Here is a 23,531-nt window from a genome sequence, read left to right on the forward strand (position 1 = left end):
GATTGACCCAGACCTGCATCCTGACCTTGTCCTGCGCCGACCGGCCGGGCCTGGTCGCCACCGTCGCCGCCTTCCTCGCTTCGCATGGCGGCAATATCCTTGAGGCGCAGCAGTTCGACGATCGTGAAAGTGGCCTGTTCTTCATGCGGGTGGTGGTCGACCTGACTGCGCCGTGGAACGACATGGGCAAGCTGAGCGCGGCGTTTCAGCCGGTAGCAGACGACCATGGCATGGAATGGAGTCTGCGCGACGCGGCAGAGCGGCGGCGGGTGCTGCTGCTGGTGTCGAAGTTCGACCATTGCCTGGGCGACCTGCTTTATCGCCACCGCATCGGCGAATTGCCGATGGATGTGGTCGGCATTGTGTCCAACCATCCGATGGCGGCGCTGAACACCACGATGATCGGCGATATTCCCTATCATCACCTGCCCGTCACCAAAGACACCAAGGCGCAGCAGGAAGCGCAGATCAAGGCGGTGGTGGAGGAAACCGGCGCGGAACTGATCGTGCTGGCCCGCTACATGCAGATATTGTCGGACGATCTGGCCGCTTATCTGTCTGGTCGCTGCATCAACATCCATCACAGCTTCCTGCCCGGCTTCAAGGGCGCCAAACCCTATCACCAGGCCCATGCACGCGGCGTCAAGATGATCGGCGCGACCGCGCATTATGTCACCGCCGACCTCGATGAAGGGCCGATCATCCATCAGGATGTCGAGCGGATCAGCCATGCCGACAGCCCCGACGACCTCGTTCGCAAGGGCCGCGACATCGAACGGCGCGTGCTGGCGACGGCGGTTGAATATCATCTGGAAGACAGGGTTCTGGTCAATGACAGCCGCACAATCGTTTTCCGCAACTGATCCGCGCGTGGCCCTGACCATCGACGGCAAGGCGCTCGCCCGCACGATCGGCGCGGAGACGGCGCGCCAGGCGGTGGAACTGCGCGCGCGCACCGGCGTGCTGCCGACGCTCGCCGTCGTGCTGGTGGGCGATGATCCGGCAAGCCAGGTCTATGTCCGCCGCAAGGTCAAGGAGACGAACGCGGCGGGCATGCGGTCGATCGAGCATCGGCTGGACGCTTCCATCGCGCAAGCCGAGTTGCTGTCGCTGATCGCGTCGCTTAATGCCGACCCGGGCGTTCATGGCATATTGGTGCAGTTGCCTCTCCCCCGGCAGATCGACGCGACGCGCGTGCTGGACGCGATCGATCCGGCCAAGGATGTGGACGGGTTCCACCCCGTGAATGTCGGGCGGCTGTCGACCGGGATCGGTGGACTGGTGCCATGTACGCCGCTTGGCTGCATGCGCCTGCTCGACACGGTGGTGGATGACTATCGCGGCCTCAACGCCGTGGTGATCGGCAAGTCCAACATCGTCGGCAAGCCTGTCGCCATGCTGCTGCTGGAGCGCGAATGCACGGTCACCGTCACCCATATCGCGACCAAGGGCCTGGCCGATATCGTGCGCACCGCCGACATCGTCGTCGCCGCGGCTGGCAGCCCGCGTTTGGTGCGAGGTGATTGGATAAAGCCTGGCGCGATCGTGATCGATGTCGGCATCACCCGCGTGATGGACGAGGATGGGAAGGAAAAGCTAGTGGGCGATTGTGCCTTTGACGAACTCGGCCATGCTGGAGCGGTGACGCCAGTGCCGGGCGGGGTGGGGCCGATGACCATCGCCTGCCTGCTTGCCAATACGGTGCAGGCGGCGAAGCGGGCGGCGGCTCTTGGCTGAGTCCTGCTCCACCACGCGGGTCGCCGTGCGCGAACTGCCGCTGATGGCGGACATTGGCATCAACCCCGACGAGATTGGCACGTTCCAGCCGCTGGTGGTCAGCATCACGCTGTTGGTCGATCCTGTGACCAAGGACATGCTGGGCGCAACGATCGACTATCGCCGCGTCCATGAACTGGCGCGGATGCTGGCGGAAAAGCGCATCGGGCTGATCGAGACGTTCGGCGCGGAACTGGCGCGATCCTGCCTCGCCTTCGACCATGTGCGGCAGGCCGAGGTGGTGATCGACAAGCCCCGCGCGCTGCCTTCGGGGATGGCGTCGGTCACAATATCGATGTCGAAGTGAGGAGCTGATAGGCGTGAGACTATCATGCCTTGAAACAGCTCATATTCTCCCCGTTCGGGCTGAGCTTGTCGAAGCCCCTTTCTTGTTCTTAAGGGCAGGAAAGCCCAAAACCATCCCTTCGAGACATTCCTTTGCATGAGGTGGGGAGCGAAAAGGTAGCCAAGCTTCGATCCTCTCACCCACCACCAGGCGCATTGTGGCCGCCAGCGGGCACCGGGCCGCCGCTGGGGGCATGGGCATGATCGGGGCTGCTGTCCCAGTCGATATGATAAAGGTCGAACCGGCGATCGCGGAGGTTGCGCACCGTGCCTTCCGCTCGCGCCCAACTGAGGTCGGCGAGGTTGACGTCGGCCATGGTCAGCGTTTCGACATTCTCGGTGGACTCCGCCGCTATGCCGTCCCGGGCGAAGGGTAGGTCGCAGGGGGTCAGGATGGCGCTTTGCGCATATTGGATGTCCATGTTGTCGACGTTGGGCAGATTGCCGACATTGCCGGACATGACGACATAGCATTGGTTTTCGATCGCCCGCGCCTGCGCGCAGTAGCGCACGCGCATATAGCCGAGGCGCGAGTCGGTACAGAAGGGAACGAAGATGATGCGCGCGCCCTGATCCACGAGGCGGCGGGCTAGCTCCGGAAATTCGCTGTCATAGCAGATGAGGACGCCGATCGGGCCGCAATCGGTCTGGATCACGTCGAGCGAATCGCCGCCCTTGATGTTCCACCAGAAAGCTTCGTTGGGGGTCGGGTGGATTTTTTCCTGCGTATGCACCGATCCATCGCGCAGGGCGACATAGGCGATGTTCTGGATGTCGCCATCGTCGGCGCGCGTCGGGTGGGAGCCGCCTATGATGTTGATATTATATTCCAGCGCCATGCGCGTCAGTTCTTTCGTCAGACGCGGTGTGTAGCCGGTGAGTTTGTCGATCGCCTCCAGTGGGGACAGTTTCTTGGTTTCGAATGAGAGCAGGGGGAGGGTGAACAGTTCCGGAAAGACGATGAAGTCGGAACGATAATCTGCTGCAACATCAACGAAATATTCGATGTTGCGAATAAATTCATCGAAGTCGGAAACGGCGCGGGCCTGAAGCTGGCAGGTGGCTAGGCGAACGCTCTCAACGCCGCGCGGCACCCGCATTTCGGGCGCTTCGTCGGGATCGACATAGGGGTTGCGCCAGACAAGATGCGCGGCGTGGCCGTCGGATTGCTTGTCTTCGGGGAGGTAGTTTTCGAGGACGCCGAGCGGTTCGAACTGGTTCTTGAGCTGGAAGCTGATGACCTGGTCGCGCAGCCTGCCCTGGACCACCTTTTCCAAATAATCGGCGGGACCGTCCACGCGGCGCTTGGCGCGCATGTAGCCCGGCATGCGTCCGGCGATAACGATGCCGTGCAGGTCCAGCTCTTCGGCCAGTTCCTTGCGTTCGTCATAGAGGCGCTGGCCGATGCGAAGCCCGCGCAGCTTGGGATCGACCGCCATTTCATAGCCGTAGAGCCATTCACCAGCCGCGCTGTGCCGGGTGCCAAAGCCATTGGCGGTGATTTCTTCCCAATCATGGAAGGAAAAGGCCATCGACCGGCTGACGCGCATGGTCGCGCAATAGCCGACGATTTTGTTGTCGTAGAGGGCGACGAAGCAGCCGTTCGGGAAATTGTTGATCTGGCCGCGCAGGGTTGCGAGCGAATAGTTGGCCATGCCGGGATAGACGCGGGCGATCAGCCTTTGGATGCCGCGAACGTCGGCGGGCACCGCGGTGCGGACCTCCAGCCGTTTGCGTGTTGCTGTCGTCATCGCCGATCTCCCGCCATGGAAAAGGCGGCGCCGTTGGACGGCGCCGCCTTATTCCGTTTCCGTACTGAATGCCTAAAAGGCTGGATCAGTTCCAATTGCCCATGGCGGTTTCGAGGTTCGCGCGGATCGCCTCGAAGAACTGCTCGGTGGTCATCCATGCCTGATCCGGACCGATCAGCAAGGCAAGATCCTTGGTCATCGCGCCGCTTTCCACGGTTTCGATGCAGACCCGTTCCAGCGTTTCGGCGAACTTCGTGACTTCCGGCGTGTCGTCGAACTTGCCGCGATAGGCCAGACCCTGCGTCCAGGCGAAGATCGACGCGATCGGGTTGGTCGACGTCTGCTTGCCCTGCTGGTGCTGGCGATAGTGGCGGGTGACGGTGCCGTGCGCGGCTTCCGCTTCGACGGTCTTGCCATCGGGCGAGAGGAGGACGGAGGTCATGAGGCCCAGCGAGCCGAAGCCCTGCGCGACGGTGTCGGACTGCACGTCGCCGTCATAATTCTTGCACGCCCACACGAACTTGCCGCTCCACTTGAGGGCGGAGGCGACCATGTCGTCGATCAGGCGGTGTTCGTAAACGATGCCCTGCGCCTTGAACTGATCGGCAAATTCATTGTCGAACACTTCCTGGAACAGATCCTTGAAGCGGCCGTCATAAGCCTTGAGGATGGTGTTCTTGGTCGACAGGTACAGCGGCCATCCGCGATCGAGCGCATAGTTCATGCTGGCGCGAGCGAAGTCGCGGATCGAATCGTCCAGATTGTACATGCCCATGGCGACGCCCGGGCTGGGGAAGTTGAAGACGTCCTTCTCGATCTTCTCGCCATTCGCGCCGTCCCAGATCATGCGCAGCTTGCCGGGGCCGGGAACCAGGAAGTCGGTGGCGCGATACTGGTCGCCGAACGCGTGACGGCCGATGACGATCGGGTCGGTCCAGCCGGGAACCAGGCGGGGCACGTTCTTGATGACGATCGGTTCGCGGAACACGACGCCGCCCAGGATGTTGCGGATCGTGCCATTGGGCGACTTCCACATTTCCTTGAGGCCGAATTCCTCGACGCGCGCTTCGTCCGGGGTGATGGTGGCGCACTTCACGCCGACGCCATATTGCTTGACGGCATTGGCGCAATCGACGGTGATCTGGTCGTTGGTTTCGTCGCGCTTTTCGACGCTCAGGTCATAATATTTGAGGTCGATGTCGAGATAGGGGAGAATGAGGCGCTCACGAATCCACTGCCAGATGATCCGCGTCATTTCGTCGCCGTCGATCTCCACGACAGGGTTTTTGACCTTGATCTTCGCCATGCGCCTCTTCGCCTTCTTTGTTTGGATGCAATTGCGACACGCCCTAGGGAAAGCGGCGGCAATGTTCAACTGCGCATTGGCGGTCGCAGGACGTCAGGCTTGCCGTGCGTTCAGTGCAGGATCGGCCGTTGTCACTGCAAGTGACTGTCCCTAAAGACAGGTGCCATGGAAAATGACGAAATCTCCGTCGCCTTGGGCGGCAATGTGAAGTGGCGCTTCCCTTCGGTGCATCCGGAGGGGATGAAATTCGGCCTGATTGCTGCGGCGATTACGATAGTGCTGTTCCTGGTCGGCTGGACAATACCCGGCTGGCTGATGGTGATGGTGACGATCTGGGTTTTCGCTTTCTTCCGCGACCCGGTGCGCGCCGTGCCGCAGGATGAGCGGGCGATCGTGGCGCCCGCCGACGGCCTGGTGACGCTGATCCAGCGCGTGCCGCCGCCGCGTGAGATGGCTGGGGCGGACGGCCTTGGCGATCAGCCGATGATCCGCGTGTCGATCTTCATGAGTGTCTTCGACGTCCACATCAACCGCACGCCGATCGGCGGGACGGTGAAGTCGGTCGTCTATATTTCGGGCAAGTTCCTGAACGCTGACCTCGACAAGGCGAGCGAGGATAATGAGCGGCAGCACATATTGGTGGAGCGCCATGACGGCGTGCGTGTCGGCTTCACCCAGATCGCGGGGCTCGTGGCGCGACGGATCGTGCCGTTCGTGAAACCGGGCGACATGATCGCGGCGGGGCAGCGGATCGGGCTCATCCGCTTTGGCAGCCGCGTGGACGTATACCTGCCCGCTGGAACGGCGCCGCGCGTGGTGCTGGGGCAAAGGACCGTTGCAGGCGAGACCATCCTCGGCCAGATTGGCGACATGCGGGTCATTTCGAGTATCCAGCAATGAGACAGCGGCGCGCTATCCCGCGTGGGCTTCGCCGGGGCATCACGCTGCGGATGGTCGCGCCCAATGCCGTCACTGCAATGGCGCTATGCTTCGGCCTGACGGGCGTGCGCTATGGCATTTCCGGAGAGTGGGAGAGGGCAGTCCTGTCCATCCTGATCGCGGGCGTGCTGGACGGGCTCGACGGTCGCATCGCTCGGCTGCTGCGTGGGGAAAGCCGATTCGGCGCGGAGTTGGATTCGCTTTCCGACTCCATCGCCTTTGGTGTTGCGCCAGCGCTGATCCTGTACCTCTGGTCGCTGCATGCCATGCCGAAATTCGGCTGGATATTCGCGCTGGCACATGCGCTGTCGTGCGCGCTGCGGCTTGCGCGTTTCAACGCCAATATCGACGCCGACATACAGCCGCATAAATCGGCTGGGTTCCTCACGGGCGTGCCAGCGCCTGCGGGAGCGGGACTGGCGTTCGTGCCACTTTATTTGTGGCTGGTCACAGGGCAGGAAATTTTTCGGGCCTGGTATGTGGTTGCGCCGTGGACGGCCTTCATTGCCTTCCTGATGATTTCCAGCATTGCGACCTATACCTGGTCGGCGCTGCGGCTCCGCAAGAGGATCAGATTGGAGGCGATCGCCGTCGCTGGCTTGCTCGCCGCGTTGCTGATCACCGATCCCTGGCTGACGCTGCTATTCCTGTGCGCCATATATCTCATGACGATCCCGTTTGGGATGATGTCTTACGCCAAGGTCCGACGACAACAAGCGACCGCCACCGGGTAGTGCCGAACCGGATCAGGCGGCGAAAGCGTGCGGCCGTGTTGCAGTGGGAGCAAGCGGACGGCTTGGCGCGGCACGACGGCGGCTGATCCGCAGGCGATATACTGGCGGCTCTTGAGGGATGGGCTCAAACAACAGGGCGGCTACCATCTTTTCATGATAGAGCGCGAACATCCCGATTATCACGCTGGCGGCGAGCAGAAAGGCCGCGAAGAAAACCGTAGCTGCAACAATGGTGAACATAGATCGCTCACTCTTCCTGTGCTGAGAACCGTAGGTCCTGATTGAAGTCCAAACCGGCCGAACGTCCGATTTGTTCCCATGTTCCCCATATGTTCCACTTCGCGGGCGTCGTCAAGCCCTTGCATCGCGCGTGGCGCCGCGCTAAGGGCCGCGCCATTCCACATGGGAATCGCACATATCCGGTGCTGACGGCGTGACGCCCCAGTTCCTGATTCCCAGAGGTTAAACCGGAAGGAGAAATATTATGGCGGCTCCTGTCGTCACCATGCACCAATTGATCGAGGCTGGCGCCCACTTCGGCCACCAGACCCACCGCTGGAACCCGCGCATGAAGCCGTACATCTTCGGCGAGCGCAACGGCATCCACATCCTTGACCTGTCGCAGACCGTGCCGCTCTTCGGCCGCGCGCTGGACTTCGTGTCGGCGACCGTCGCCGCCGGTGGTAAGGTTCTGTTCGTCGGCACCAAGCGCCAGGCGCAGGATCCGATCGCTGAAGCCGCCCGCAAGTCGGGCCAGCATTTCGTCAACCATCGCTGGTTGGGCGGCATGCTCACCAACTGGAAGACCATTTCGGGTTCGATCAAGCGTCTGAAGACCCTCGAAGAGAAGCTGTCGGGCGACACCCACGGCTTCACCAAGAAGGAAGTCCTTCAGATGACCCGCGAGCGCGAGAAGCTCGAACTGTCGCTGGGCGGCATCCGCGACATGAACGGCATCCCCGATGTCATGTTCGTGATCGACGCCAACAAGGAAGAGCTGGCGATCAAGGAAGCCAACACGCTGGGTATCCCGGTCGTCGCGATCCTCGATTCGAACGTTTCGCCCGACGGCATCGCTTTCCCGGTTCCGGCGAATGACGACGCCAGCCGCGCGATCCGCCTCTATTGCGACGCCATCGCCGCCGCAGCCACCAAGGGCAACCGCGGTGCGCAGCAGGCTTCGGGCGTTGACCTCGGTGCTCTGGACGAGCCCGAAGTTGAAGAGGTCGCCGCTCAGGCCTGATCCCGCGGTCTTCGAACTGCAAGATTAAGAGGCTAGGGCGCGCTCCACCGGAACGCGCCCTAGTGCTTATTCGAACCCCGTTTATTTGAACCCCATCGAAATTTAGGAGCCGAAACATGGCCGAGATTACCGCTGCTGCCGTCAAGGAACTGCGCGACCGTTCGGGCGCGGGCATGATGGACTGCAAAAAGGCGCTCGCTGAAGCCAATGGCGACATGGAAGCCGCCGTCGATTGGCTGCGCGCCAAGGGCCTCGCCGCCGCTCAGAAGAAGTCGAGCCGCACCGCTGCTGAAGGCCTGGTCGGCGTTGCCGTCGCTGGCACCAAGGGCGTTGCCGTCGAAGTGAACAGCGAAACCGACTTCGTAGCGAAGAACGACCAGTTCCAGGACTTCGTCCGGACCGTGGCTCAGGTTGCCCTGAACAGCGGCGCGACCGACGCCGAAGCGCTGTCGTCGCAGGCCCACCCGGCTGGCGGCACGATTTCCGAGAAGCTGGTGTCGAACATCGCCACCATTGGTGAGAACCAGACCCTGCGCCGCATCGGTCAGCTGGAAGTGAGCCAGGGTGTTGTTGTTCCCTACGTTCACAACGCCGCTGCGCCGGGCCTCGGCAAGATCGGCGTGCTGGTCGCGCTGGAAGGCGATGCGCCTGCTGACGTGCTGGAGCCGCTCGGCAAGCAGATCGCGATGCACATCGCCGCCGCCTTCCCGCTGGCGCTTTCGGCCGATGACATCGATCCTGCGATCATCGAGCGCGAAGCTGCGATCGCGCGTGAAAAGAACGCCGATAAGATTGCTGGAAAGTCCGAAGAGATCGCTGCCAAGATCATCAATGGACCGGTCGAAAAGTTCCGCAAGGAAAACGCTCTTCTGACGCAGGCCTTTGTGATGGATGGCAAAACTCCGGTACAGGACGTCATCGCGGCGGCGGCGAAGGATGCAGGTGCTTCGATCACGCTGAAGAATTATGTCCGCTTCCAGCTCGGCGAAGGCATTGAGAAGGAAACGAGCGACTTCGCCGCTGAAGTCGCCGCGGCTGCGGGCGTTTGATCCGGGCCTGATCCGACAGAATGTTCGCTTAGGGCGGCATGCGGGGAGCAACGCTTCTCGACAAGCTGCCCAAGCACGCTAAGGACTTCACAGAATGGCGCGCGCTGCCTAAGGTGCGCGCCATTCCTTTGTCTGCTCCAATTGATGGAATTTTACCCCGCATGACTCGTCCGCCGTTCAAGCGCATCTTGCTGAAACTCTCGGGCGAAGTGCTGATGGGGCAGGGGCAATTCGGCATCGAGCCGGAAACCGTGAACCGTGTCGCATCCGAAATCGCTGCGGCGAAGGATGCGGGCTTTGAAATCTGCGTCGTTGTCGGCGGCGGCAACATCTTTCGTGGCCTGGCGGGAGCCGCCAAGGGCTTCGACCGCACAAGCGCCGATTATATGGGCATGCTCGCCACCGTCATGAACGCTTTGGCGGTGCAGAATGCGCTCGAAAAGATCGGTTATGACACGCGCGTGCAGTCGGCGATCCCGATGGCGACCGTGTGCGAGCCGTATATTCGGCGCAAAGCGGTGCGGCACATGGAAAAGGGCCGGATCGTCATCTTTGCGGCGGGCACTGGTAGCCCCTTCTTCACCACCGATACGACCGCGGCACTGCGCGCGGCCGAGATGAACTGCGACGCGCTGTTCAAGGGCACCAGCGTGGACGGCATTTATAATGCCGACCCCAAGAAGGTAGCCGACGCTGCGCGTTATGATGAGATCAGCTTCGACAAGGTGCTGAACGACAATCTGAAGGTCATGGACGCAAGTGCCATTGCTCTCTGTCGCGAAAACAATATCCCCATCGTCGTCTTCAACATCCGCGAAACCGGCAATCTGACAAAGGTGCTGGCCGGGGACGGAGTTGCGACGATCGTGCAAAATCAGGAGCGCTGAAATACCATGGCTCAATATGACAAGGCCGACCTCGAACGCCGCATGCACGGCGCCGTCGAATCGCTGAAAGGTGATCTGGCGGGTCTGCGTACCGGCCGGGCCAATATCCAGTTGCTCGATCCGGTCACGGTCGAAGTGTATGGCGCGCATATGCCGCTCAACCAGGTAGCCACCGTCTCCGCTCCCGAGCCGCGCATGCTGTCGGTGCAGGTGTGGGACAAGAGCAATGTCGGCCCCTGCGACAAGGCGATCCGTTCGGCGGGCCTTGGCCTTAATCCGATCATGGACGGCCAGACGCTGCGCCTGCCGATCCCCGACCTGACCGAGGAACGGCGCAAGGAACTGGCCAAGCTCGCCAGCAAATATGCCGAGGGCGCCCGCGTCGCTGTCCGCAACGTTCGCCGCGATGGCATGGACCATCTCAAGGGCGACGAAAAGAAGGGCGAAATCAGCGAGGACGAACGCAAGCGGTTGGAGACAGAGGTGCAGAAGCTGACGGACAGCACCATCGCGGATATCGACGCGGTCACAGCGGCCAAGGAGAAGGAAATTCTCGGCCAGTAAGCCGGGACGCTCCCTCCGTGCTCATCGCTCGCGCGCAACTTTGATGGCCAGCCAAGCCAAATCCGACTTCGCTCATGACGGCGCGTCCGGTCATGGCGCGCGCCATGTCGCCATCATCATGGATGGTAATGGCCGCTGGGCGAAGAAACGGTTCCTACCGCGCATCGCAGGGCATCGGGCTGGCGTCGAAGCGGTCCGCAGGGTTGCTAGGGCCGCACGAGACCTTGGGCTGGAATGTTTGACGCTCTACGCTTTCTCCTCGGAGAATTGGAAGCGGCCGGCAAATGAAGTGGCGGACCTTATGGGGCTGCTGCGGCGCTTCATCGAGTCGGACCTAGACGAATTTCACGCCAATGGTGTGCGCTTGCGGGTGATCGGCAACTATCAGGCGCTTGATCCGTCTCTCGTCGATCTGATTGAGCGTGCAGTGGCGCGAACCGCGTCCAACAATGGACCGATCATCGCGATCGCGCTTAACTATGGCGCGCAGGATGAAATGGTGCGGGCGGTCCAGACTATCGCGCGACGGGTGCGGGCTGGCGAAATCGATCCCGAAGCCGTGAGATTGGAAGATGTCGAAGCCGGGCTGGACACGGCCGATCTGCCGCCGCTCGACCTGCTGATCCGGACGTCGGGAGAGCAGCGGCTGAGCAATTTCATGCTGTGGCAGGCGGCGTATGCCGAGCTATATTTTACCGATATGCTTTGGCCCGATTTCGATGGGCGGGCGCTTGCCGAGGCGCTTGACGCCTTCCGTTTGAGGGACCGCCGCTTCGGCGGGCTTTGACCGATGTCCAGTGAGCTTCGCACCCGCGCGGTCGTTGGACTGCTGCTTATAGCCCTGGCTTCCGCAGCCCTTTTTTTCGGGGGCTTTTTCTTCTGGTTGCTGCTCGTCGTCGCTGGTGTGCTGATACAGGGGGAGTGGGCAGACCTTACGGGCGCTTCGCCTGAGCATCGGCGGCTTTCGATGTTTGCGGTGTCGGTGCCGCTGGCGCTCCTCTGTCCGCTGGCGGCGGGCCTGTCTTGGACAGCCTTCACGCTTGCGGTCGCCGCTTTCTTCTTTGTGGTTTTGGTCACGCGATCGGTTCGGCTGTCGCTGGGGATTTTCTACGTTTTCGTGCCGGTGATGGCGCTCATCTTTCTGCGTCAGCAGCAGCCGGGCGGGCTTCTGCTCGCCTTCTGGACATTGTCGCTGGTGTGGGCGACCGACATCGGCGCTTATTTCGCGGGGCGTTCGATCGGCGGCCCGAAGCTGGCGCCAAGGGTAAGCCCGTCCAAGACCTGGGCGGGGCTGGGCGGGGGCGTGTTGGCGGCGTTGATCCTGGGTTTCGTCCTGCATCGTTTCGCAGGGTTGCCGATCCAGCTTGCCGCTGCGAGCGGGCTGCTGGCGGTGGCGGCGCAGCTCGGCGACCTGCTGGAAAGCGCGATGAAGCGCCGTGCGGGTGTCAAGGACAGCGGAAGCCTGCTGCCGGGCCATGGCGGCGTGATGGACCGTTTGGACGGGGTCGTTGCGGCGGCGCCGCTCGCTGCTGCCCTCTATCTTTTGCTGGTGTTCCCATGACGCGCAAGATTTCCATCTTTGGTGCGACAGGGTCTGTCGGCATGTCGACACTCGATCTGATCGAGCGTGATCGCGATGCGTTTGAGGTCGTGGCGCTGACCGCGCATAGCGACGTTGACGGGCTGGCTACGGTGGCGCGCCGGTGCAATGCCCAAATGGCTGTGATAGGCGACCCCGCGCGCTACGATGCATTAAAGGCGGCGTTGCAGGGGTCCGGGATCAGGGTCTCCGCGGGCGAAGCTGCTCTGGTCGAGGCGGCAGAGGCGGGGGCGGACTGGACAATGGCTGCGATCGTCGGTTGTGCGGGCCTGCGCCCTACAATGGCGGCGCTGAAGGCGGGCGGCACGGTTGCCCTTGCCAACAAGGAATCGCTTGTATCAGCGGGCGCGCTGATGATGGACGCGGCGGAGCATTCGGGTGTTACACTGCTGCCGGTCGATAGCGAGCATAATGCTATTTTTCAGTGCCTTGCCGGAAGTCGTTTGGATGATGTAGCAAGGATCATCCTGACGGCGAGTGGCGGCCCGTTCCGCACGCGCAGCCGTGAAGAGATGCGTCACATAACGCCAGCGCAGGCCGTGGCGCATCCCAATTGGTCCATGGGCGCGAAGATCAGCGTTGATAGCGCCACGATGATGAACAAGGGCCTGGAACTGATCGAGGCGGCGCATCTGTTCCCCGTGGGGCTGGAGCGCATCGAGATTTTGGTTCATCCCCAATCGATCATCCATTCGATGGTCGAATATCGGGATCGCTCGACCCTCGCGCAGCTTGGATCGCCGGATATGCGTATTCCTATCGCCAGCGCTCTCGCATGGCCCAATCGGATGGAAACGCCCTGCCAGCCACTGAACCTTGCACAGGCAGGACGGCTTGATTTTGAGGCTCCGGACGACAGCCGTTTCCCTGCGCTTCGTCTGGCGCGGCAGGCGGCGGAGCAGGGTGGGCTGGCGCCTGCGATCCTGAATGCCGCCAATGAAGTGGCGGTGGCGGCCTTCCTGAATAAGGCCATCGGCTTCCTTGATATCGCCATGATTGTGGAGGACGTTCTGAACCGCTATAGCGCGCCAGTGCCAAGCGGGATCGACGATGTGCTGGAAGCAGATGCACAGGCTCGACGCATGGCGGGCCAAGTGATGGAAAGATTGACGGCTTGATCCAAAATCCCGGGTTCCTGTTGACGGTCCTCGCCTTTGTAGCGGTCATCGGGCCGCTCGTTTTCGTGCATGAACTCGGCCATTATCTGGTCGGTCGCTGGTGCGGCGTGAAGGCGGAAGCCTTTTCGATCGGCTTTGGCCCGGAGATTGCCGCATGGGTAGACCGGCGCGGAACGCGCTGGCGCATCGGCGCTTTGCCGCTGGGTGGCTATGTCCGCTTTAAGGGCGATATGAACGCCGCCAGCCAGATAGACCCCGCATGGTTGCAGCTTCCCGCGAGCGAGCGCGCCGAAAGCTTTCCAGCCAAGCCGCTGTGGCAAAGGGCGGCAATCGTCGCGGCAGGCCCATTCATCAATTTCCTGTTTGCCATCCTGATCCTGTCCACATTCGCCTTCGCTTATGGCGAGAGCCGAACCCCGGCGGTCGTGGGGAAGGTGCAGCCAGCCAGCGCAGCGGCGGCGGCGGGTATCCAGCCCGGAGATCGTATCCTGTCGCTCAATGGGCGGGAGATGGCGACCTTCGACGACCTTCGCCTCTATGCGCAAATCCGTCCCGGTGAACCGGTGACGATCCTGCTCGAGCGGGCGGGTAAGACCGTCAAGAAGCAGGGTAGCGTCGGCGCCGTTCAGGAGCGTGACGGCTTCGGCAACAGTTTCAAGGTCGGACGGCTGGGCATTGCTCCTGGACAGCCGGTAATTGAGCCTGTCGAGCTTTGGCGCGCGCCTGCGGTTGCTCTCAAGCAAACGGGGCAGATCATTCGTACGATGGTCGAGACGCTGGGGCAGATATTGGGCGGTGGCCGGTCGTATAAGGAACTGGGCGGACCACTCAAGATCGCGGAGGTTTCGGGTCAGGCCGCGACTTTGGGGGTCGAAAGTTTCGTATTCTTCATGGCCCTCATTTCGATTAACTTGGGGTTCATCAACCTGTTGCCAATTCCCATGCTGGATGGCGGACATCTGCTGTTTTACGGGGTGGAGGCTATACAGCGCAGGCCCGTCAGTCCGCGCGTGCAGGATTGGGCGTATCGTTCGGGTCTGGCGGTACTCCTGGCCATGATGATGCTGGTGACTTTCAACGATTTATCTTCTTTCGGGCTCTGGGAACGCCTGTCCGGCTTGATCGGCTAAGCCGTATCGGGCAGGGAGGCGCGATTTAGCGCCGTGTTTCCCGGCGTGAACGAACATATGCTTTTTTGTAAAAGGGTAGAGCGGGTGACAGCGATGATGAGCAGCAAGAGACAGCGCCCGGTTGTCGCGGCCCTTCTGGCAACGACGATGATCGGCGGCTTGTCCGCGGTTCCCGTGCTGGCGCAGGACGCGCCGCAGCCCGCCGCGCCCGCGCCTGTCCCCGCCGTGGCGCCGGCTGCGGGAACCATCCGCAGCATCAGCGTGGTGGGGCAACAGCGGCTCGAACCCGATACAGTGCTGTCTTACACCAAGCTGCGCATTGGCCAGCCCTTTACGCAGGAGTCGCTCGATCAGGCGCTGCGCGACCTGTATGAAACCGAGCTGTTCGCCGACGTCCAAATCCGCAACGACAATGGTGCGCTGACGCTGGAGGTGAAGGAAAATCCGGTCATCAACCGCATCGTGCTGGAAGGCAACAAGCGGCTGAAGGAAGACAAGATCCGTCCCGAGATCAAGCTCGCACCTCGCCAGATCTACACCCGGTCGAAGGTTCGCGCCGACGTCGCCCGCATCATCGAACTCTATCGTCGTCAGGGCCGCTTTGCCGCGACGGTCGAGCCCAAGATGGTGCAGCTCGACCAGAACCGCGTCGACATTGTCTTCGAGATTTCCGAAGGGCCTAAGTCCAAGGTCCGCCAGATCAACATCATCGGGAACGAGAAGTTCAGCGACGGCGACCTGCGTAGCCAGATGGTGACGAAACAGTCGCGCTGGTTCCGCGTCTTCTCCTCGGGCACCAGCTACGATCCCGACCGCCTCGCCTATGACCAGCAGAAGCTGCGTCAATATTATCTGACCGAAGGCTATGCCGATTTCCGCGTGATCTCAGCCGTGGCGGAACTGACGCCGGACAAGCAGGACTTCATCATCACTTATGTGGTTGAGGAAGGGAAGCGCTATAAGTTCGGCGACGTGAAGGTAGAATCCGACATTCGCGACCTGTCGAGTGCGTCGCTTACCAAGACGCTGCCGATGAAAAAGGGCGATTGGTACAACGCCAAGCAGGTCGAGGATACTGTCGACACGCTGAGCGAGACGGCGGGCCTGTTCGGCTATGCCTTCGCCGACGTTCAGCCGGATTTCAACCGCGACAAGGACACCCTGACGATGGGGATTAATTTCCGCATCGCCAATGCGCCGCGCGTCTATGTCGAGCGGGTGGACATCAACGGCAATACGCTGACCCAGGACAAGGTGGTCCGCCGCGAGTTCCGTCTGGCGGAAGGTGACGCGTTCAACAGCTTCCTCGTCAAGCGTTCGAAGGACCGCATCAACTCGCTCGGTTTCTTCCAGGAGAAGCTCGACATCGAGCAGAAGCCGGGCTCCGCGCCTGATCGCATCGTGCTGGAAACCAACGTCCAGGAAAAATCGACGGGTGAACTGTCGCTGTCGGCGGGCTTCTCGTCGCTCGAACGCTTCATCGTCTCGGCATCGATCACGCAGCGCAATTTCCGTGGCAAGGGCCAGGAACTGCGCACCAGCGTCAATTATTCCAGCTATTCGAAGTCTGTCGAAGTGGGCTTCACCGAGCCCTATTTCATGGACAAGAATATCGCGCTGGGTGGCGATATTTATCGTCGCGACCTGAACAGCTTCCGATACACGGGTAATGGAAACGATCGCGATACGACATATAAGCAGACGACGACGGGCTTCCAAATTCGCGCGGGCGTGCCGATCACCGAATATATGTCGCTGGCGCTGCGCTACAGCCTCAACCTGGATGATGTGAGCCTGGATAAGGATACTTATTACAGAAACGGTGTCTGTAGCGCCATCCTTGCTGGCCGCTATCTGTGTGATGCCATCGGCAAACGGACCACGTCTTCTCTCGGCTATTCGCTGATTTACGACAATCGTGATAACCGCATTCGGCCGACACGGGGCCAAAACGTCGTTCTGAACCAGGATTTCGCCGGGCTGGGCGGTAGCGTTAAATATGTTCGCACGCGACTGAATGCTTCGAAATATTGGCCGTTAGGTGGAGGCTTCATTTTCTCGATATCGGGCGAGGGAGGCTATATCCACTCGCTGGAGGGTGAGCGTCGCGATGCCTCGGGAAATTTGGTCGATAAAGTTCGCCTGACAGACCGCTTCTTTTTGGGTAATCCCCAAATTCGTGGCTTTGACATCCGCGGGATTGGGCCACGTGTTGTTCGTCGCTATTACACCACCACAACCGACGCGACGACTGGTGTGATCACCAGCGTACTATCGACAGACAACAATAACCGGCGTGATGACGCACTAGGTGGCAAGATTTATTATCTTGCTCGTGCAGAGGTTGAAATTCCACTGGGTTCTGGCGCACGGGAGATGGGCCTTCGTCCATCTGTGTTCGTAGATGCGGGTGCAGTCGGCGGACTTCGCGATCCTGTTCCAACTTCGTTCGCTGGTTATTGTTCGACGCCGAGTGGGGGCACCACGCCTCCCGATGCTGGCGGCACCCCGCAAGCGCCGACTTGCCCCACGGGAACAACGCACGTCAGCGGCACGGGCTTTACAGAAGAATATCTCGGCGACACGCTCAAGCCGCGTGTTTCCGTGGGCTTTGGCGTCAACTGGAACTCGCCGTTCGGGCCGTTCCGCATCGACATTGCCAAGGCCCTGCTCAAGGAACCAGGGGACGACACTCAGCTCATCAGCTTTAACGTAGGGACTCAATTCTAATGAATAAGATGCTCAAGGCCGCGGCGCTTGCTCTTGCGCCCATGACTGCCATCGCGCTGACCAGCGTGCCTGCCGCAGCCCAGTCGAAGATTGGGATCGCTGTTGCAGACCTTCAGCGTGCGGTAGCGACCAGCTCGGCCTACACCACGGCTCGCTCACAGATTCAGACGACCTACAAGGCGCAGATCGACAGCTTCACCGCGCGCAAGAATGCGATCGACGCTGACCTGAAGACCAAGGGCACGGCGCTTGAGGCAGCGATGAAGGCGGCGGGCAACAAGCCTACGCCCGCGATCCAGACCCAGTATGAAGCCTATCAGAAGGCCGGGCAGAGCGGTCAGGCCGAACTGCAGCGCCTGGGCCAGCCGATCGCGCTCGCCAACGCCTATGTCGAAGAGCAGATTTCGGCAAAGCTGTCGGACGCGCTCAAGTCGGCGATGACGAAGGCCAAGGTTGACCTGATCCTGGCGCCCGACGCCACCGTGTCCTACCAGCCGACCGTCGACATCACGCAACAGGTCGTGACCGAACTCAACGCGCTGGTGCCGAGCGTCGGCATCGTGCCGCCCGCTGGCTGGCAACCCGGCGGCGCTCGTGGTCAGGCGCCGACGCCTGCCGCAGCGGCTCCCGCCAACCCGTCGCAGCAGCCGACCTCGCGCTGATCGCAGCGATGACGGGGGAAGTTGAAGCGGCCACCGCCGCCGTGGGTGCCATCGATATTCGTGGCATCATGGCGGCGCTGCCGCACCGCTATCCGATGCTGCTCGTCGACCGCGTGGCCTCTCTCGTGGTGCGAGAGAGGATCCATGCGGTCAAAGCCGTGTCGATCAATGAATCGTTCTTCCAAGGGCATTTTCCTGGCCGCCCAATCATGCCGGGCGTGTTGATCATCGAGGCGATGGCGCAGGCTGCGGGCGTGCTGACGGTCGAAACGCTCGATCTGCGAGGATCGGGCAAGCTCGTTTATTTCATGAGCATCGACGGGGCGAAGTTCCGCAATCCGGTGGAGCCGGGTTGCTTGCTGGACCTTCACGTCGAATTGCTTCAGATTCGTGGCCGCGTCTGCAAGTTCGTGGGCAAGGCAACGGTGGATGGCAAGCTGTGCGCCGAGGCGAACTTCGTCGCGATGATCGCCGATCCGCCGGAGGACTAGGCCGGGAGGGGTTGCCTTCGCGCGTGATCCCATGTAACCGCGCGCCTTCGCAAGAATTCGCATCCATGGCCGGTCGGAAACCGGCCCATTGACGGAGCAGACTCATGAAGGCCAATACCCACCCCGATTACCACCTGATCACCGTCCAGATGACCGATGGCACCACCTTCCAGACCCGTTCGACCTGGGGCAAGGAAGGCGACACGCTGGCGCTCGACATCGACCCCAAGTCTCACCCGGCCTGGACGGGCGGCAACCGCCAGCTGGACACCGGCGGCCAGGTGGCGCGCTTCAACAAGCGCTTTGGCGGCCTGACGCTGAAGAAGTAATCGGTTCCTTCGTGGAACGAATGGGAAGGGCGCCTTATGGGCGCCCTTTTTTGTTGGGTGCGGCGGTGTTCCAAGACGTCCCCCTCCCTGAGGCGCGAGGGGTTAGGGGAGGGCGCGAGAGGAGTGAGCTTTTGAGTTCGCCCTAAAAGAAGCTACCTTGCGCTAGCCCACCCCCGGCCCCTCCCGCTTGCGGGAGGGGAGCAGTCAGTCTCAGCCTGCCGCCCGGTCCTCGTCGAGGAACGCGGCCACATCATCCAGCGCCACATCCTTTGACAGGAATGTCTTTCCAATCCCCCGCGCCAGCAGGAAGGGGAGCGTTCCCGCTGCCATCTTCTTGTCATGCAGCATGTGGGCGACCAAAGCGGCGCCGTCGGCTTTCACATGAGCACTTTCAAGATCATGGGGCAGGCCAACGGATTTCAGATGTTCCGTCACCCGGTCTGCATCCTCCATCGCGCATATACCCAGCCGAGCCGAATAGCGGAACGCGAGCGCCATGCCCGCCGCCACGCCTTCGCCATGCAGCAGCGTGTCGGAGAAGCCCGTATCCGCCTCCAGCGCATGCCCGAAAGTATGGCCAAGGTTCAGCAACGCACGGCGGCCGGATGTTTCCCTTTCGTCATCCGCCACGATAGCGGCCTTTGCTCGAACACTTCGTTCGATTGCGAATTCGCGTGCGTCGCGATCGCTCGCCAGCAGTTTCTGCCCTTCGGCTTCACACCATGCGAAGAAATCCGGGTCGTCGATCAGCCCATATTTCACGACCTCGGCATAGCCTGCGCGGGTCTCGCGCGCGGGCAAGCTGTCGAGCGTCGATGGGTCGATGAGGACAAGGCTGGGTTGATAGAAGCTGCCAATCAGGTTCTTCCCCGCGCTCGCGTTGATCGCGGTCTTGCCGCCGACGGAGCTATCCACCTGGGCGAGCAGCGTCGTTGGCACCTGGATGAAGTGGCAGCCGCGCTTCAGGATGGACGCGGCGAACCCGACGAGATCACCGATCACCCCGCCGCCAAGCGCCACGACATGATCGCCACGTTCCACTTCCAGGGCCAGCAATTGGTCGAGCAATTGCTCAAGATGTCGCCAGCTTTTCGTCTGCTCGCCTGCGGGCAGGATGATAGGTTCGACGGCGATACCGGCGCCGCGCAGGCTGGTTTCGAGCCGGGGCAGTTGCGCCTTTGCGACATTGGCGTCCGTCACGACGATCAGCCGGCCGCCGCGGGCATAGGGCGCAAGATGATCGGCCGCCCGGTCCAGCGCGCCTTGTTCGATCACGATATCGTAACTGCGCGCATCCAGCGCGACGCGAACTATTGCCATGCGGCCAGTTTCTCCAGGATTCGCTCGACCGCCACTTCGTGCGGGGCGGCGATGCTCTTCACATGAATGGGCGCGAGCGCGTAGACAGGATTGCGCACCGCCGCCAGTTCGGTCAGCACGACGCGAGGATCCTTGCCCTTCAAGAGCGGACGTCCTTCCCGCCGCGACACCCGATCGACCAAAGTGTCGATGTCGGCGTCGAGCCATATCGCAGTCCCCTGATCGAGGATAAGCGCGCGTGTCTCTTCCTGCATGAACGCGCCGCCGCCTGTTGCGATCACCTTTGGCTCGTCATCCAGCAGCCGGGCGATCACCCGGCGTTCGCCATCGCGAAAATATCCTTCGCCATAACGTTCGAACATTTCCGAAATCGTCATGCCAGCGGCCTTTTCGATCTCTTCGTCCGCGTCCACGAAGGCAAGGCCAAGCCGCGTCGCCAACCGGCGCCCCACCGTCGATTTGCCGACGCCCATCATCCCGATGAGGACGATGGAACCGCGCTTTGACTGCGGAGGCACGGATTTGCTGTTTCGCTGCATTGCGGAGGGGGCTATACATCCCCCCGTCGCAGAGGCAAATCGCAACTTTCCTCAACTTCACGGCTCGGCCGCACAAGGATTCATGAGAAGCAATCGTTCCTTCAGCACCTTCGAGAGCGGTTCGCGTCGTCGCGGCACGCGCTTGCCCATCATTCCCATCGTCCTGATCGTCCTGGTGATCGGTCTGGTCGCGCTGCTCTGGTCGCGCGGCGGAGAACGGCCGCAGCAGCGAGTGGAAAAGGCCATTCCCGCCGAAAAGCTGGGCAAATAAAGGCATGCGTCAAGGCCGGTTGAATGCGAAATGGGCGCTTGGAACGCTTGCGCTCGCTCTCACGCTGCCGGTGATTGCGCAGGAGTCGCCTGAATCGCTTCTGCCCCCCGGCTTTGGAGAGGCGCCCGAGACGCCGCCAGCCACCGGATCGCAAACGCCGCGTCCGGTGGGTCCGGCTGCTCCCGTGCCGATGATTCAGCCCTTGCCGTCCGGCAGCGCTATGGCTCCTGCCAATAATGCAGTGGGGAATGGCCCGGACGAAGCGCTTTCAGAAGAAGAGCTGGCGGCGCAAAAGCAGAAATATGACCTTCCTGAAGGCGCGCATCGGTCGCTGGATCGAATTGGGCCGCTGACGCCGGAACGGCGTGGCATGGCGCCTGATGCCTTCGGCGCACAGTCCGGGCAATTTCTCGCCACGCTGATGAAGGAAACGCGAGCGCCGATCACGTCGCGTTGGGCCTCTATCCTGCTGCGGCGTGCGCTGCTCTCCGCGACCGACACGCCTCGTGATATCGACGGTGCCGACTGGGTTGCGGAGCGGGCATGGTTGCTGCTGCGCATGGGCGAGGCGGACAGTGCGCGGCTACTGGTGCAGAGCGTCGATTCGGACAAGTTCACGCCACACCTCTATGCGGTGGCGATGCAGACTTATCTGGCCACGGCGGACCCGGCTGGCCTGTGCCCTCTGTCGGCTGGCGCGCTGCGTTACAGCAAGGAGCCGGGGTGGGACATGACGCGGGCGATCTGCCCGGCATTGTCGGGCGATCAGGGGTCGGCGAGCGCTGCGCTCAATCAGGCCCAGCGGCGCGGCGTGGTGCGCGGTATAGATTATCGGCTCGCGGAAAAGGTTGTGGGCACCGGCTTTGACGCGCGGCGATCGGTGAAGATCGAATGGGATGGGGTCGATGGGCTGACCGCATGGCGCTTTGGCCTGGCAACCGCGCTCAATGTCGAAATTCCCGAACCGCTTTATGCCACCGCCGGGCGCCACGTCCGCGCGTGGGAAGCGCGCGCGCCCGCGCTTAGCGCGGTTCGTCGCCTGCCAGGCAGTGAGGCGGCAGCGCGCCTTGGCGTGTTTTCAAGCCAGGCTTTGGTAGGTTTCTACAGTCAGCTTGGCGCTGACGGCGACGCGTCGCCCGAGATTGCCGACCGGATCGACGCGCTGCGCACCGCCTATCGGGGTGGATCGCCCGAAGAGCGGGTCCAGGCGATGCAGATGCTTTGGCGGGACAATGGCAGGCCCGATTATGTCGGCCTGATCGCCACGGCCAAAGCCGCCGCCGCTTTGCCGGTCGCCAACGTCGATGCGCGAGAGGCCGCCAACCTGGTCGCGGCCATGCTGACCGCAGGCTATGATCGCAGCGCGGCGCGCTGGAGCGGGGTGGCTCGTCAGGCGGAGGGGGACGGCGCTGGCGACCTTTGGGCGTTGCTGGCGGTGGGCGCGCCCAGTTCAGTTGTCGATATTAGCGAAGGCCGGATTTCTTCCTTCGCGGACGAAGCGGGCGCGGAAAAAGGCCAGATGCTGATTGCTGCGCTGGCGGGCCTTGCTCGCATCAATTCGCAAGCAAGCGCTTCATTGGCGCAGGATAAGGGGCTCAACCTGGCGGTGAATAGCCGGTGGGCGAGGGCGATCCATCAGGCGGCGGCGAGGGGGGAGAAAGCCACCGTCGCCCTGCTCGCGGCAGTGGGCATGCAAACGGCGGAGTGGAATCGTCTGCCGCCCGCTCATCTCTATCATATCGTCGCTGCTCTGCATCAGGTCGGGCTTGATCCCGAAGCGCGGATGATCGCGGCGGAGGCGATCACGCGGATTTAATCTCATGGGAGAAGATGGCGCGCTGATCGGTCGTTTTCTGGAAATGATGGCGGCTGAACGGGGGGCGTCGCGCAACACCTTGCTGGCCTACCGCGCCGATCTGGAAGGCGCGGCGGCGATTTTGGGTGGCCTCTCGATCGCGACTAAGGAAAACGTTGGGGGCTTGGCTACAGCCTGGGCAGAGCTGGCGGCTTCGTCCGTTGCGCGCAAAGTCTCGGCACTGCGCGCATTTTACGGCTTTCTGGAAGAAGAGGGGCTGCGGGCCGACAATCCTTCCACGGCGCTACCACGCCCCGCAACGCGAAGGTCCCTGCCGAAGATATTGTCCGCGCAGGAAGTCGAATCACTCTTTGCCCTGATCGAACAGAAACTGGCGGTCGAGCATCCCAGCGCGTTGGATCTTCGTCTGTCCGCCCTGATCGAGTTGTTATATGGTTCCGGTTTACGGGCTACCGAACTGGTATCCTTGCCCCGTCGCGCGCTGGCAGCGGATCGGCCGTTCCTGATTTTGAAGGGCAAGGGCGCGCGCGAGCGACTGGTGCCGATATCGGATCGGGCGCGGGCCGCCGTTTCCAAGTGGTTGCCGCATGTCTCTGCTGAGAGTCCCTGGCTGTTTCCGTCGGGGAGGAGTTATCTCAGCCGCATTCGGCTCTATCAGCTGGTGAAGCAGCTGGCCGCCGCCGCTGGCATCGCCCCGCAGCGGGTCAGTCCCCACGTGCTGCGCCATGCCTTCGCCACGCACCTGCTGGAAGGGGGAGCGGACCTACGCGCGTTGCAGTCGATGCTTGGCCATGCCGATATCGGAACGACCCAAATCTACACCCATGTCGATAGCCGCCGGTTGGTCGAACTGGTCAACACCCGTCATCCCCTGGCGACAATGCGCCATCGTTTCGTTGACGAAGAAGCGTCTGCCCCCTAACGCCGTCGG

The 23,531-nt window shown here is 62.0% G+C and carries 25 protein-coding genes; 20 read left to right on the forward strand and 5 right to left on the reverse strand.

Annotated elements, in window-relative coordinates:
* Positions 1-2 precede the first annotated feature (2 nt).
* From purU to ACZ5ZH_RS02795, 3 genes are read left to right on the forward strand one after another with little or no spacing between them, the layout of a single operon-like run.
* Positions 3-863, forward strand: coding sequence for a formyltetrahydrofolate deformylase (gene purU, locus ACZ5ZH_RS02785; protein ID WP_464772107.1), 861 nt, complete (start codon positions 3-5; stop codon positions 861-863).
* The gene (locus tag ACZ5ZH_RS02790) at positions 832-1,737 is read left to right on the forward strand and encodes a bifunctional 5,10-methylenetetrahydrofolate dehydrogenase/5,10-methenyltetrahydrofolate cyclohydrolase (protein ID WP_464772108.1); all 906 of its coding nucleotides are present in this window, start codon (positions 832-834) and stop codon (positions 1,735-1,737) included. Before purU ends, ACZ5ZH_RS02790 begins: the two co-directional genes overlap by 32 nt.
* Positions 1,730-2,083, forward strand: a complete 354-nt coding sequence (locus ACZ5ZH_RS02795) for a dihydroneopterin aldolase (protein ID WP_464772109.1) — start codon at positions 1,730-1,732, stop codon at positions 2,081-2,083. Before ACZ5ZH_RS02790 ends, ACZ5ZH_RS02795 begins: the two co-directional genes overlap by 8 nt.
* Positions 2,084-2,258: 175 nt before the next feature.
* Here the strand turns inward: ACZ5ZH_RS02795 and ACZ5ZH_RS02800 are convergent, their stop codons facing one another.
* Together ACZ5ZH_RS02800 and ACZ5ZH_RS02805 are read right to left on the reverse strand one after the other, a co-directional pair.
* Positions 2,259-3,872 (reverse strand): GNAT family N-acetyltransferase, encoded by a 1,614-nt coding sequence (locus ACZ5ZH_RS02800; RefSeq protein ID WP_464772110.1) that lies wholly within the window; start codon positions 3,870-3,872, stop codon positions 2,259-2,261.
* 85 nt (positions 3,873-3,957) lie between these two features.
* Positions 3,958-5,178, reverse strand: coding sequence for an NADP-dependent isocitrate dehydrogenase (locus tag ACZ5ZH_RS02805; protein WP_464772111.1), 1,221 nt, complete (start codon positions 5,176-5,178; stop codon positions 3,958-3,960).
* 165 nt (positions 5,179-5,343) lie between these two features.
* Between ACZ5ZH_RS02805 and ACZ5ZH_RS02810 the strand changes: the two genes are divergently transcribed.
* Positions 5,344-6,078, forward strand: coding sequence for a phosphatidylserine decarboxylase (locus tag ACZ5ZH_RS02810; RefSeq protein ID WP_464772112.1), 735 nt, complete (start codon positions 5,344-5,346; stop codon positions 6,076-6,078).
* Complete coding sequence (locus tag ACZ5ZH_RS02815; RefSeq protein WP_464772113.1) at positions 6,075-6,851, forward strand: CDP-alcohol phosphatidyltransferase family protein; 777 nt, start codon at positions 6,075-6,077, stop codon at positions 6,849-6,851. The genes ACZ5ZH_RS02810 and ACZ5ZH_RS02815 overlap by 4 nt, the downstream gene beginning before the upstream one ends.
* Positions 6,852-6,863: 12 nt before the next feature.
* Here ACZ5ZH_RS02815 and ACZ5ZH_RS02820 read toward each other — a convergent pair whose 3' ends face one another.
* Positions 6,864-7,091 carry a hypothetical protein gene (locus ACZ5ZH_RS02820; RefSeq protein WP_196226556.1) on the reverse strand — a complete coding sequence of 76 codons (228 nt, stop codon included), beginning with the start codon at positions 7,089-7,091 and terminating at the stop codon, positions 6,864-6,866.
* 244 nt (positions 7,092-7,335) lie between these two features.
* Between ACZ5ZH_RS02820 and rpsB the strand changes: the two genes are divergently transcribed.
* The 12 genes from rpsB to rpmE all read left to right on the forward strand — a co-directional run bounded on the left by rpsB (position 7,336) and on the right by rpmE (position 18,654).
* On the forward strand, positions 7,336-8,094 hold the full coding sequence (rpsB, locus tag ACZ5ZH_RS02825; protein ID WP_196224072.1) for a 30S ribosomal protein S2: 759 nt from the start codon (positions 7,336-7,338) through the stop codon (positions 8,092-8,094).
* Between the two features lie 116 nt (positions 8,095-8,210).
* Positions 8,211-9,143 (forward strand): translation elongation factor Ts, encoded by a 933-nt coding sequence (tsf, locus tag ACZ5ZH_RS02830; RefSeq protein WP_464772114.1) that lies wholly within the window; start codon positions 8,211-8,213, stop codon positions 9,141-9,143.
* Between the two features lie 161 nt (positions 9,144-9,304).
* The gene (gene pyrH, locus ACZ5ZH_RS02835) at positions 9,305-10,030 is read left to right on the forward strand and encodes a UMP kinase (RefSeq protein WP_196224070.1); all 726 of its coding nucleotides are present in this window, start codon (positions 9,305-9,307) and stop codon (positions 10,028-10,030) included.
* 6 nt (positions 10,031-10,036) lie between these two features.
* Positions 10,037-10,594, forward strand: coding sequence for a ribosome recycling factor (frr, locus tag ACZ5ZH_RS02840; RefSeq protein ID WP_464772115.1), 558 nt, complete (start codon positions 10,037-10,039; stop codon positions 10,592-10,594).
* A gap of 43 nt (positions 10,595-10,637) precedes the next feature.
* Positions 10,638-11,381, forward strand: a complete 744-nt coding sequence (locus ACZ5ZH_RS02845) for an isoprenyl transferase (RefSeq protein WP_464772116.1) — start codon at positions 10,638-10,640, stop codon at positions 11,379-11,381.
* A 3-nt stretch (positions 11,382-11,384) separates the two neighbouring features.
* Positions 11,385-12,155, forward strand: a complete 771-nt coding sequence (locus ACZ5ZH_RS02850) for a phosphatidate cytidylyltransferase (RefSeq protein WP_464772117.1) — start codon at positions 11,385-11,387, stop codon at positions 12,153-12,155.
* The gene (locus ACZ5ZH_RS02855; protein WP_464772118.1) at positions 12,152-13,312 is read left to right on the forward strand and encodes a 1-deoxy-D-xylulose-5-phosphate reductoisomerase; all 1,161 of its coding nucleotides are present in this window, start codon (positions 12,152-12,154) and stop codon (positions 13,310-13,312) included. The genes ACZ5ZH_RS02850 and ACZ5ZH_RS02855 overlap by 4 nt, the downstream gene beginning before the upstream one ends.
* Positions 13,309-14,442 carry an RIP metalloprotease RseP gene (gene rseP / locus ACZ5ZH_RS02860; protein WP_464772119.1) on the forward strand — a complete coding sequence of 378 codons (1,134 nt, stop codon included), beginning with the start codon at positions 13,309-13,311 and terminating at the stop codon, positions 14,440-14,442. The genes ACZ5ZH_RS02855 and rseP overlap by 4 nt, the downstream gene beginning before the upstream one ends.
* 93 nt (positions 14,443-14,535) lie before the next feature.
* Positions 14,536-17,172: an outer membrane protein assembly factor BamA gene (gene bamA, locus ACZ5ZH_RS02865; RefSeq protein ID WP_464772120.1), complete on the forward strand. Its 2,637-nt coding sequence runs from the start codon at positions 14,536-14,538 to the stop codon at positions 17,170-17,172.
* Positions 17,172-17,834, forward strand: a complete 663-nt coding sequence (locus ACZ5ZH_RS02870) for an OmpH/Skp family outer membrane protein (protein ID WP_464772121.1) — start codon at positions 17,172-17,174, stop codon at positions 17,832-17,834. Before bamA ends, ACZ5ZH_RS02870 begins: the two co-directional genes overlap by 1 nt.
* An 8-nt stretch (positions 17,835-17,842) precedes the next feature.
* Complete coding sequence (gene fabZ / locus ACZ5ZH_RS02875) at positions 17,843-18,325, forward strand: 3-hydroxyacyl-ACP dehydratase FabZ (RefSeq protein WP_449471779.1); 483 nt, start codon at positions 17,843-17,845, stop codon at positions 18,323-18,325.
* A gap of 104 nt (positions 18,326-18,429) precedes the next feature.
* Positions 18,430-18,654, forward strand: coding sequence for a 50S ribosomal protein L31 (rpmE, locus tag ACZ5ZH_RS02880; protein ID WP_066861944.1), 225 nt, complete (start codon positions 18,430-18,432; stop codon positions 18,652-18,654).
* Positions 18,655-18,864: 210 nt separating this feature from the next.
* Here rpmE and aroB read toward each other — a convergent pair whose 3' ends face one another.
* Together aroB and ACZ5ZH_RS02890 are read right to left on the reverse strand one after the other, a co-directional pair.
* A complete protein-coding gene (gene aroB, locus ACZ5ZH_RS02885) occupies positions 18,865-19,974 on the reverse strand; it encodes a 3-dehydroquinate synthase (protein ID WP_464772122.1) in 1,110 nt (369 codons plus the stop codon).
* Complete coding sequence (locus ACZ5ZH_RS02890; RefSeq protein WP_464772123.1) at positions 19,965-20,513, reverse strand: shikimate kinase; 549 nt, start codon at positions 20,511-20,513, stop codon at positions 19,965-19,967. Before ACZ5ZH_RS02890 ends, aroB begins: the two co-directional genes overlap by 10 nt.
* 82 nt (positions 20,514-20,595) lie before the next feature.
* Here ACZ5ZH_RS02890 and ACZ5ZH_RS02895 point away from each other — a divergent pair, with 82 nt between their 5' ends.
* From ACZ5ZH_RS02895 to ACZ5ZH_RS02905, 3 genes are read left to right on the forward strand one after another with little or no spacing between them, the layout of a single operon-like run.
* A complete protein-coding gene (locus tag ACZ5ZH_RS02895) occupies positions 20,596-20,784 on the forward strand; it encodes a hypothetical protein (protein ID WP_196224058.1) in 189 nt (62 codons plus the stop codon).
* A gap of 4 nt (positions 20,785-20,788) precedes the next feature.
* Positions 20,789-22,600, forward strand: a complete 1,812-nt coding sequence (locus ACZ5ZH_RS02900) for a hypothetical protein (protein ID WP_464772124.1) — start codon at positions 20,789-20,791, stop codon at positions 22,598-22,600.
* Positions 22,601-22,604: 4 nt separating this feature from the next.
* Positions 22,605-23,522 (forward strand): tyrosine recombinase, encoded by a 918-nt coding sequence (locus tag ACZ5ZH_RS02905; RefSeq protein WP_464772125.1) that lies wholly within the window; start codon positions 22,605-22,607, stop codon positions 23,520-23,522.
* The last annotated feature ends 9 nt before the right edge of the window (positions 23,523-23,531 follow it).

It is taken from the genome of Sphingobium sp. TomMM7A (assembly GCF_055397305.1).

Bases quoted from the DNA above. Each gene is read 5' to 3' on its own strand.
- tsf (WP_464772114.1), top strand. From the start codon at position 8,211: ATGGCCGAGATTACCGCTGCTGCCGTCAAGGAACTGCGCGACCGTTCG.
- ACZ5ZH_RS02800 (WP_464772110.1), bottom strand. From the start codon at position 3,872: ATGACGACAGCAACACGCAAACGGCTGGAGGTCCGCACCGCGGTGCCC.
- ACZ5ZH_RS02815 (WP_464772113.1), top strand. From the start codon at position 6,075: ATGAGACAGCGGCGCGCTATCCCGCGTGGGCTTCGCCGGGGCATCACG.
- pyrH (WP_196224070.1), top strand. From the start codon at position 9,305: ATGACTCGTCCGCCGTTCAAGCGCATCTTGCTGAAACTCTCGGGCGAA.
- ACZ5ZH_RS02820 (WP_196226556.1), bottom strand. From the start codon at position 7,091: ATGTTCACCATTGTTGCAGCTACGGTTTTCTTCGCGGCCTTTCTGCTC.
- ACZ5ZH_RS02805 (WP_464772111.1), bottom strand. From the start codon at position 5,178: ATGGCGAAGATCAAGGTCAAAAACCCTGTCGTGGAGATCGACGGCGAC.
- ACZ5ZH_RS02870 (WP_464772121.1), top strand. From the start codon at position 17,172: ATGAATAAGATGCTCAAGGCCGCGGCGCTTGCTCTTGCGCCCATGACT.
- ACZ5ZH_RS02890 (WP_464772123.1), bottom strand. From the start codon at position 20,513: ATGCAGCGAAACAGCAAATCCGTGCCTCCGCAGTCAAAGCGCGGTTCC.
- aroB (WP_464772122.1), bottom strand. From the start codon at position 19,974: ATGGCAATAGTTCGCGTCGCGCTGGATGCGCGCAGTTACGATATCGTG.
- ACZ5ZH_RS02900 (WP_464772124.1), top strand. From the start codon at position 20,789: ATGCGTCAAGGCCGGTTGAATGCGAAATGGGCGCTTGGAACGCTTGCG.
- rpmE (WP_066861944.1), top strand. From the start codon at position 18,430: ATGAAGGCCAATACCCACCCCGATTACCACCTGATCACCGTCCAGATG.
- ACZ5ZH_RS02850 (WP_464772117.1), top strand. From the start codon at position 11,385: ATGTCCAGTGAGCTTCGCACCCGCGCGGTCGTTGGACTGCTGCTTATA.
- ACZ5ZH_RS02855 (WP_464772118.1), top strand. From the start codon at position 12,152: ATGACGCGCAAGATTTCCATCTTTGGTGCGACAGGGTCTGTCGGCATG.
- ACZ5ZH_RS02895 (WP_196224058.1), top strand. From the start codon at position 20,596: ATGAGAAGCAATCGTTCCTTCAGCACCTTCGAGAGCGGTTCGCGTCGT.
- ACZ5ZH_RS02845 (WP_464772116.1), top strand. From the start codon at position 10,638: ATGGCCAGCCAAGCCAAATCCGACTTCGCTCATGACGGCGCGTCCGGT.
- rpsB (WP_196224072.1), top strand. From the start codon at position 7,336: ATGGCGGCTCCTGTCGTCACCATGCACCAATTGATCGAGGCTGGCGCC.
- ACZ5ZH_RS02790 (WP_464772108.1), top strand. From the start codon at position 832: ATGACAGCCGCACAATCGTTTTCCGCAACTGATCCGCGCGTGGCCCTG.
- ACZ5ZH_RS02810 (WP_464772112.1), top strand. From the start codon at position 5,344: ATGGAAAATGACGAAATCTCCGTCGCCTTGGGCGGCAATGTGAAGTGG.
- frr (WP_464772115.1), top strand. From the start codon at position 10,037: ATGGCTCAATATGACAAGGCCGACCTCGAACGCCGCATGCACGGCGCC.
- fabZ (WP_449471779.1), top strand. From the start codon at position 17,843: ATGACGGGGGAAGTTGAAGCGGCCACCGCCGCCGTGGGTGCCATCGAT.
- ACZ5ZH_RS02905 (WP_464772125.1), top strand. From the start codon at position 22,605: ATGGGAGAAGATGGCGCGCTGATCGGTCGTTTTCTGGAAATGATGGCG.
- bamA (WP_464772120.1), top strand. From the start codon at position 14,536: ATGATGAGCAGCAAGAGACAGCGCCCGGTTGTCGCGGCCCTTCTGGCA.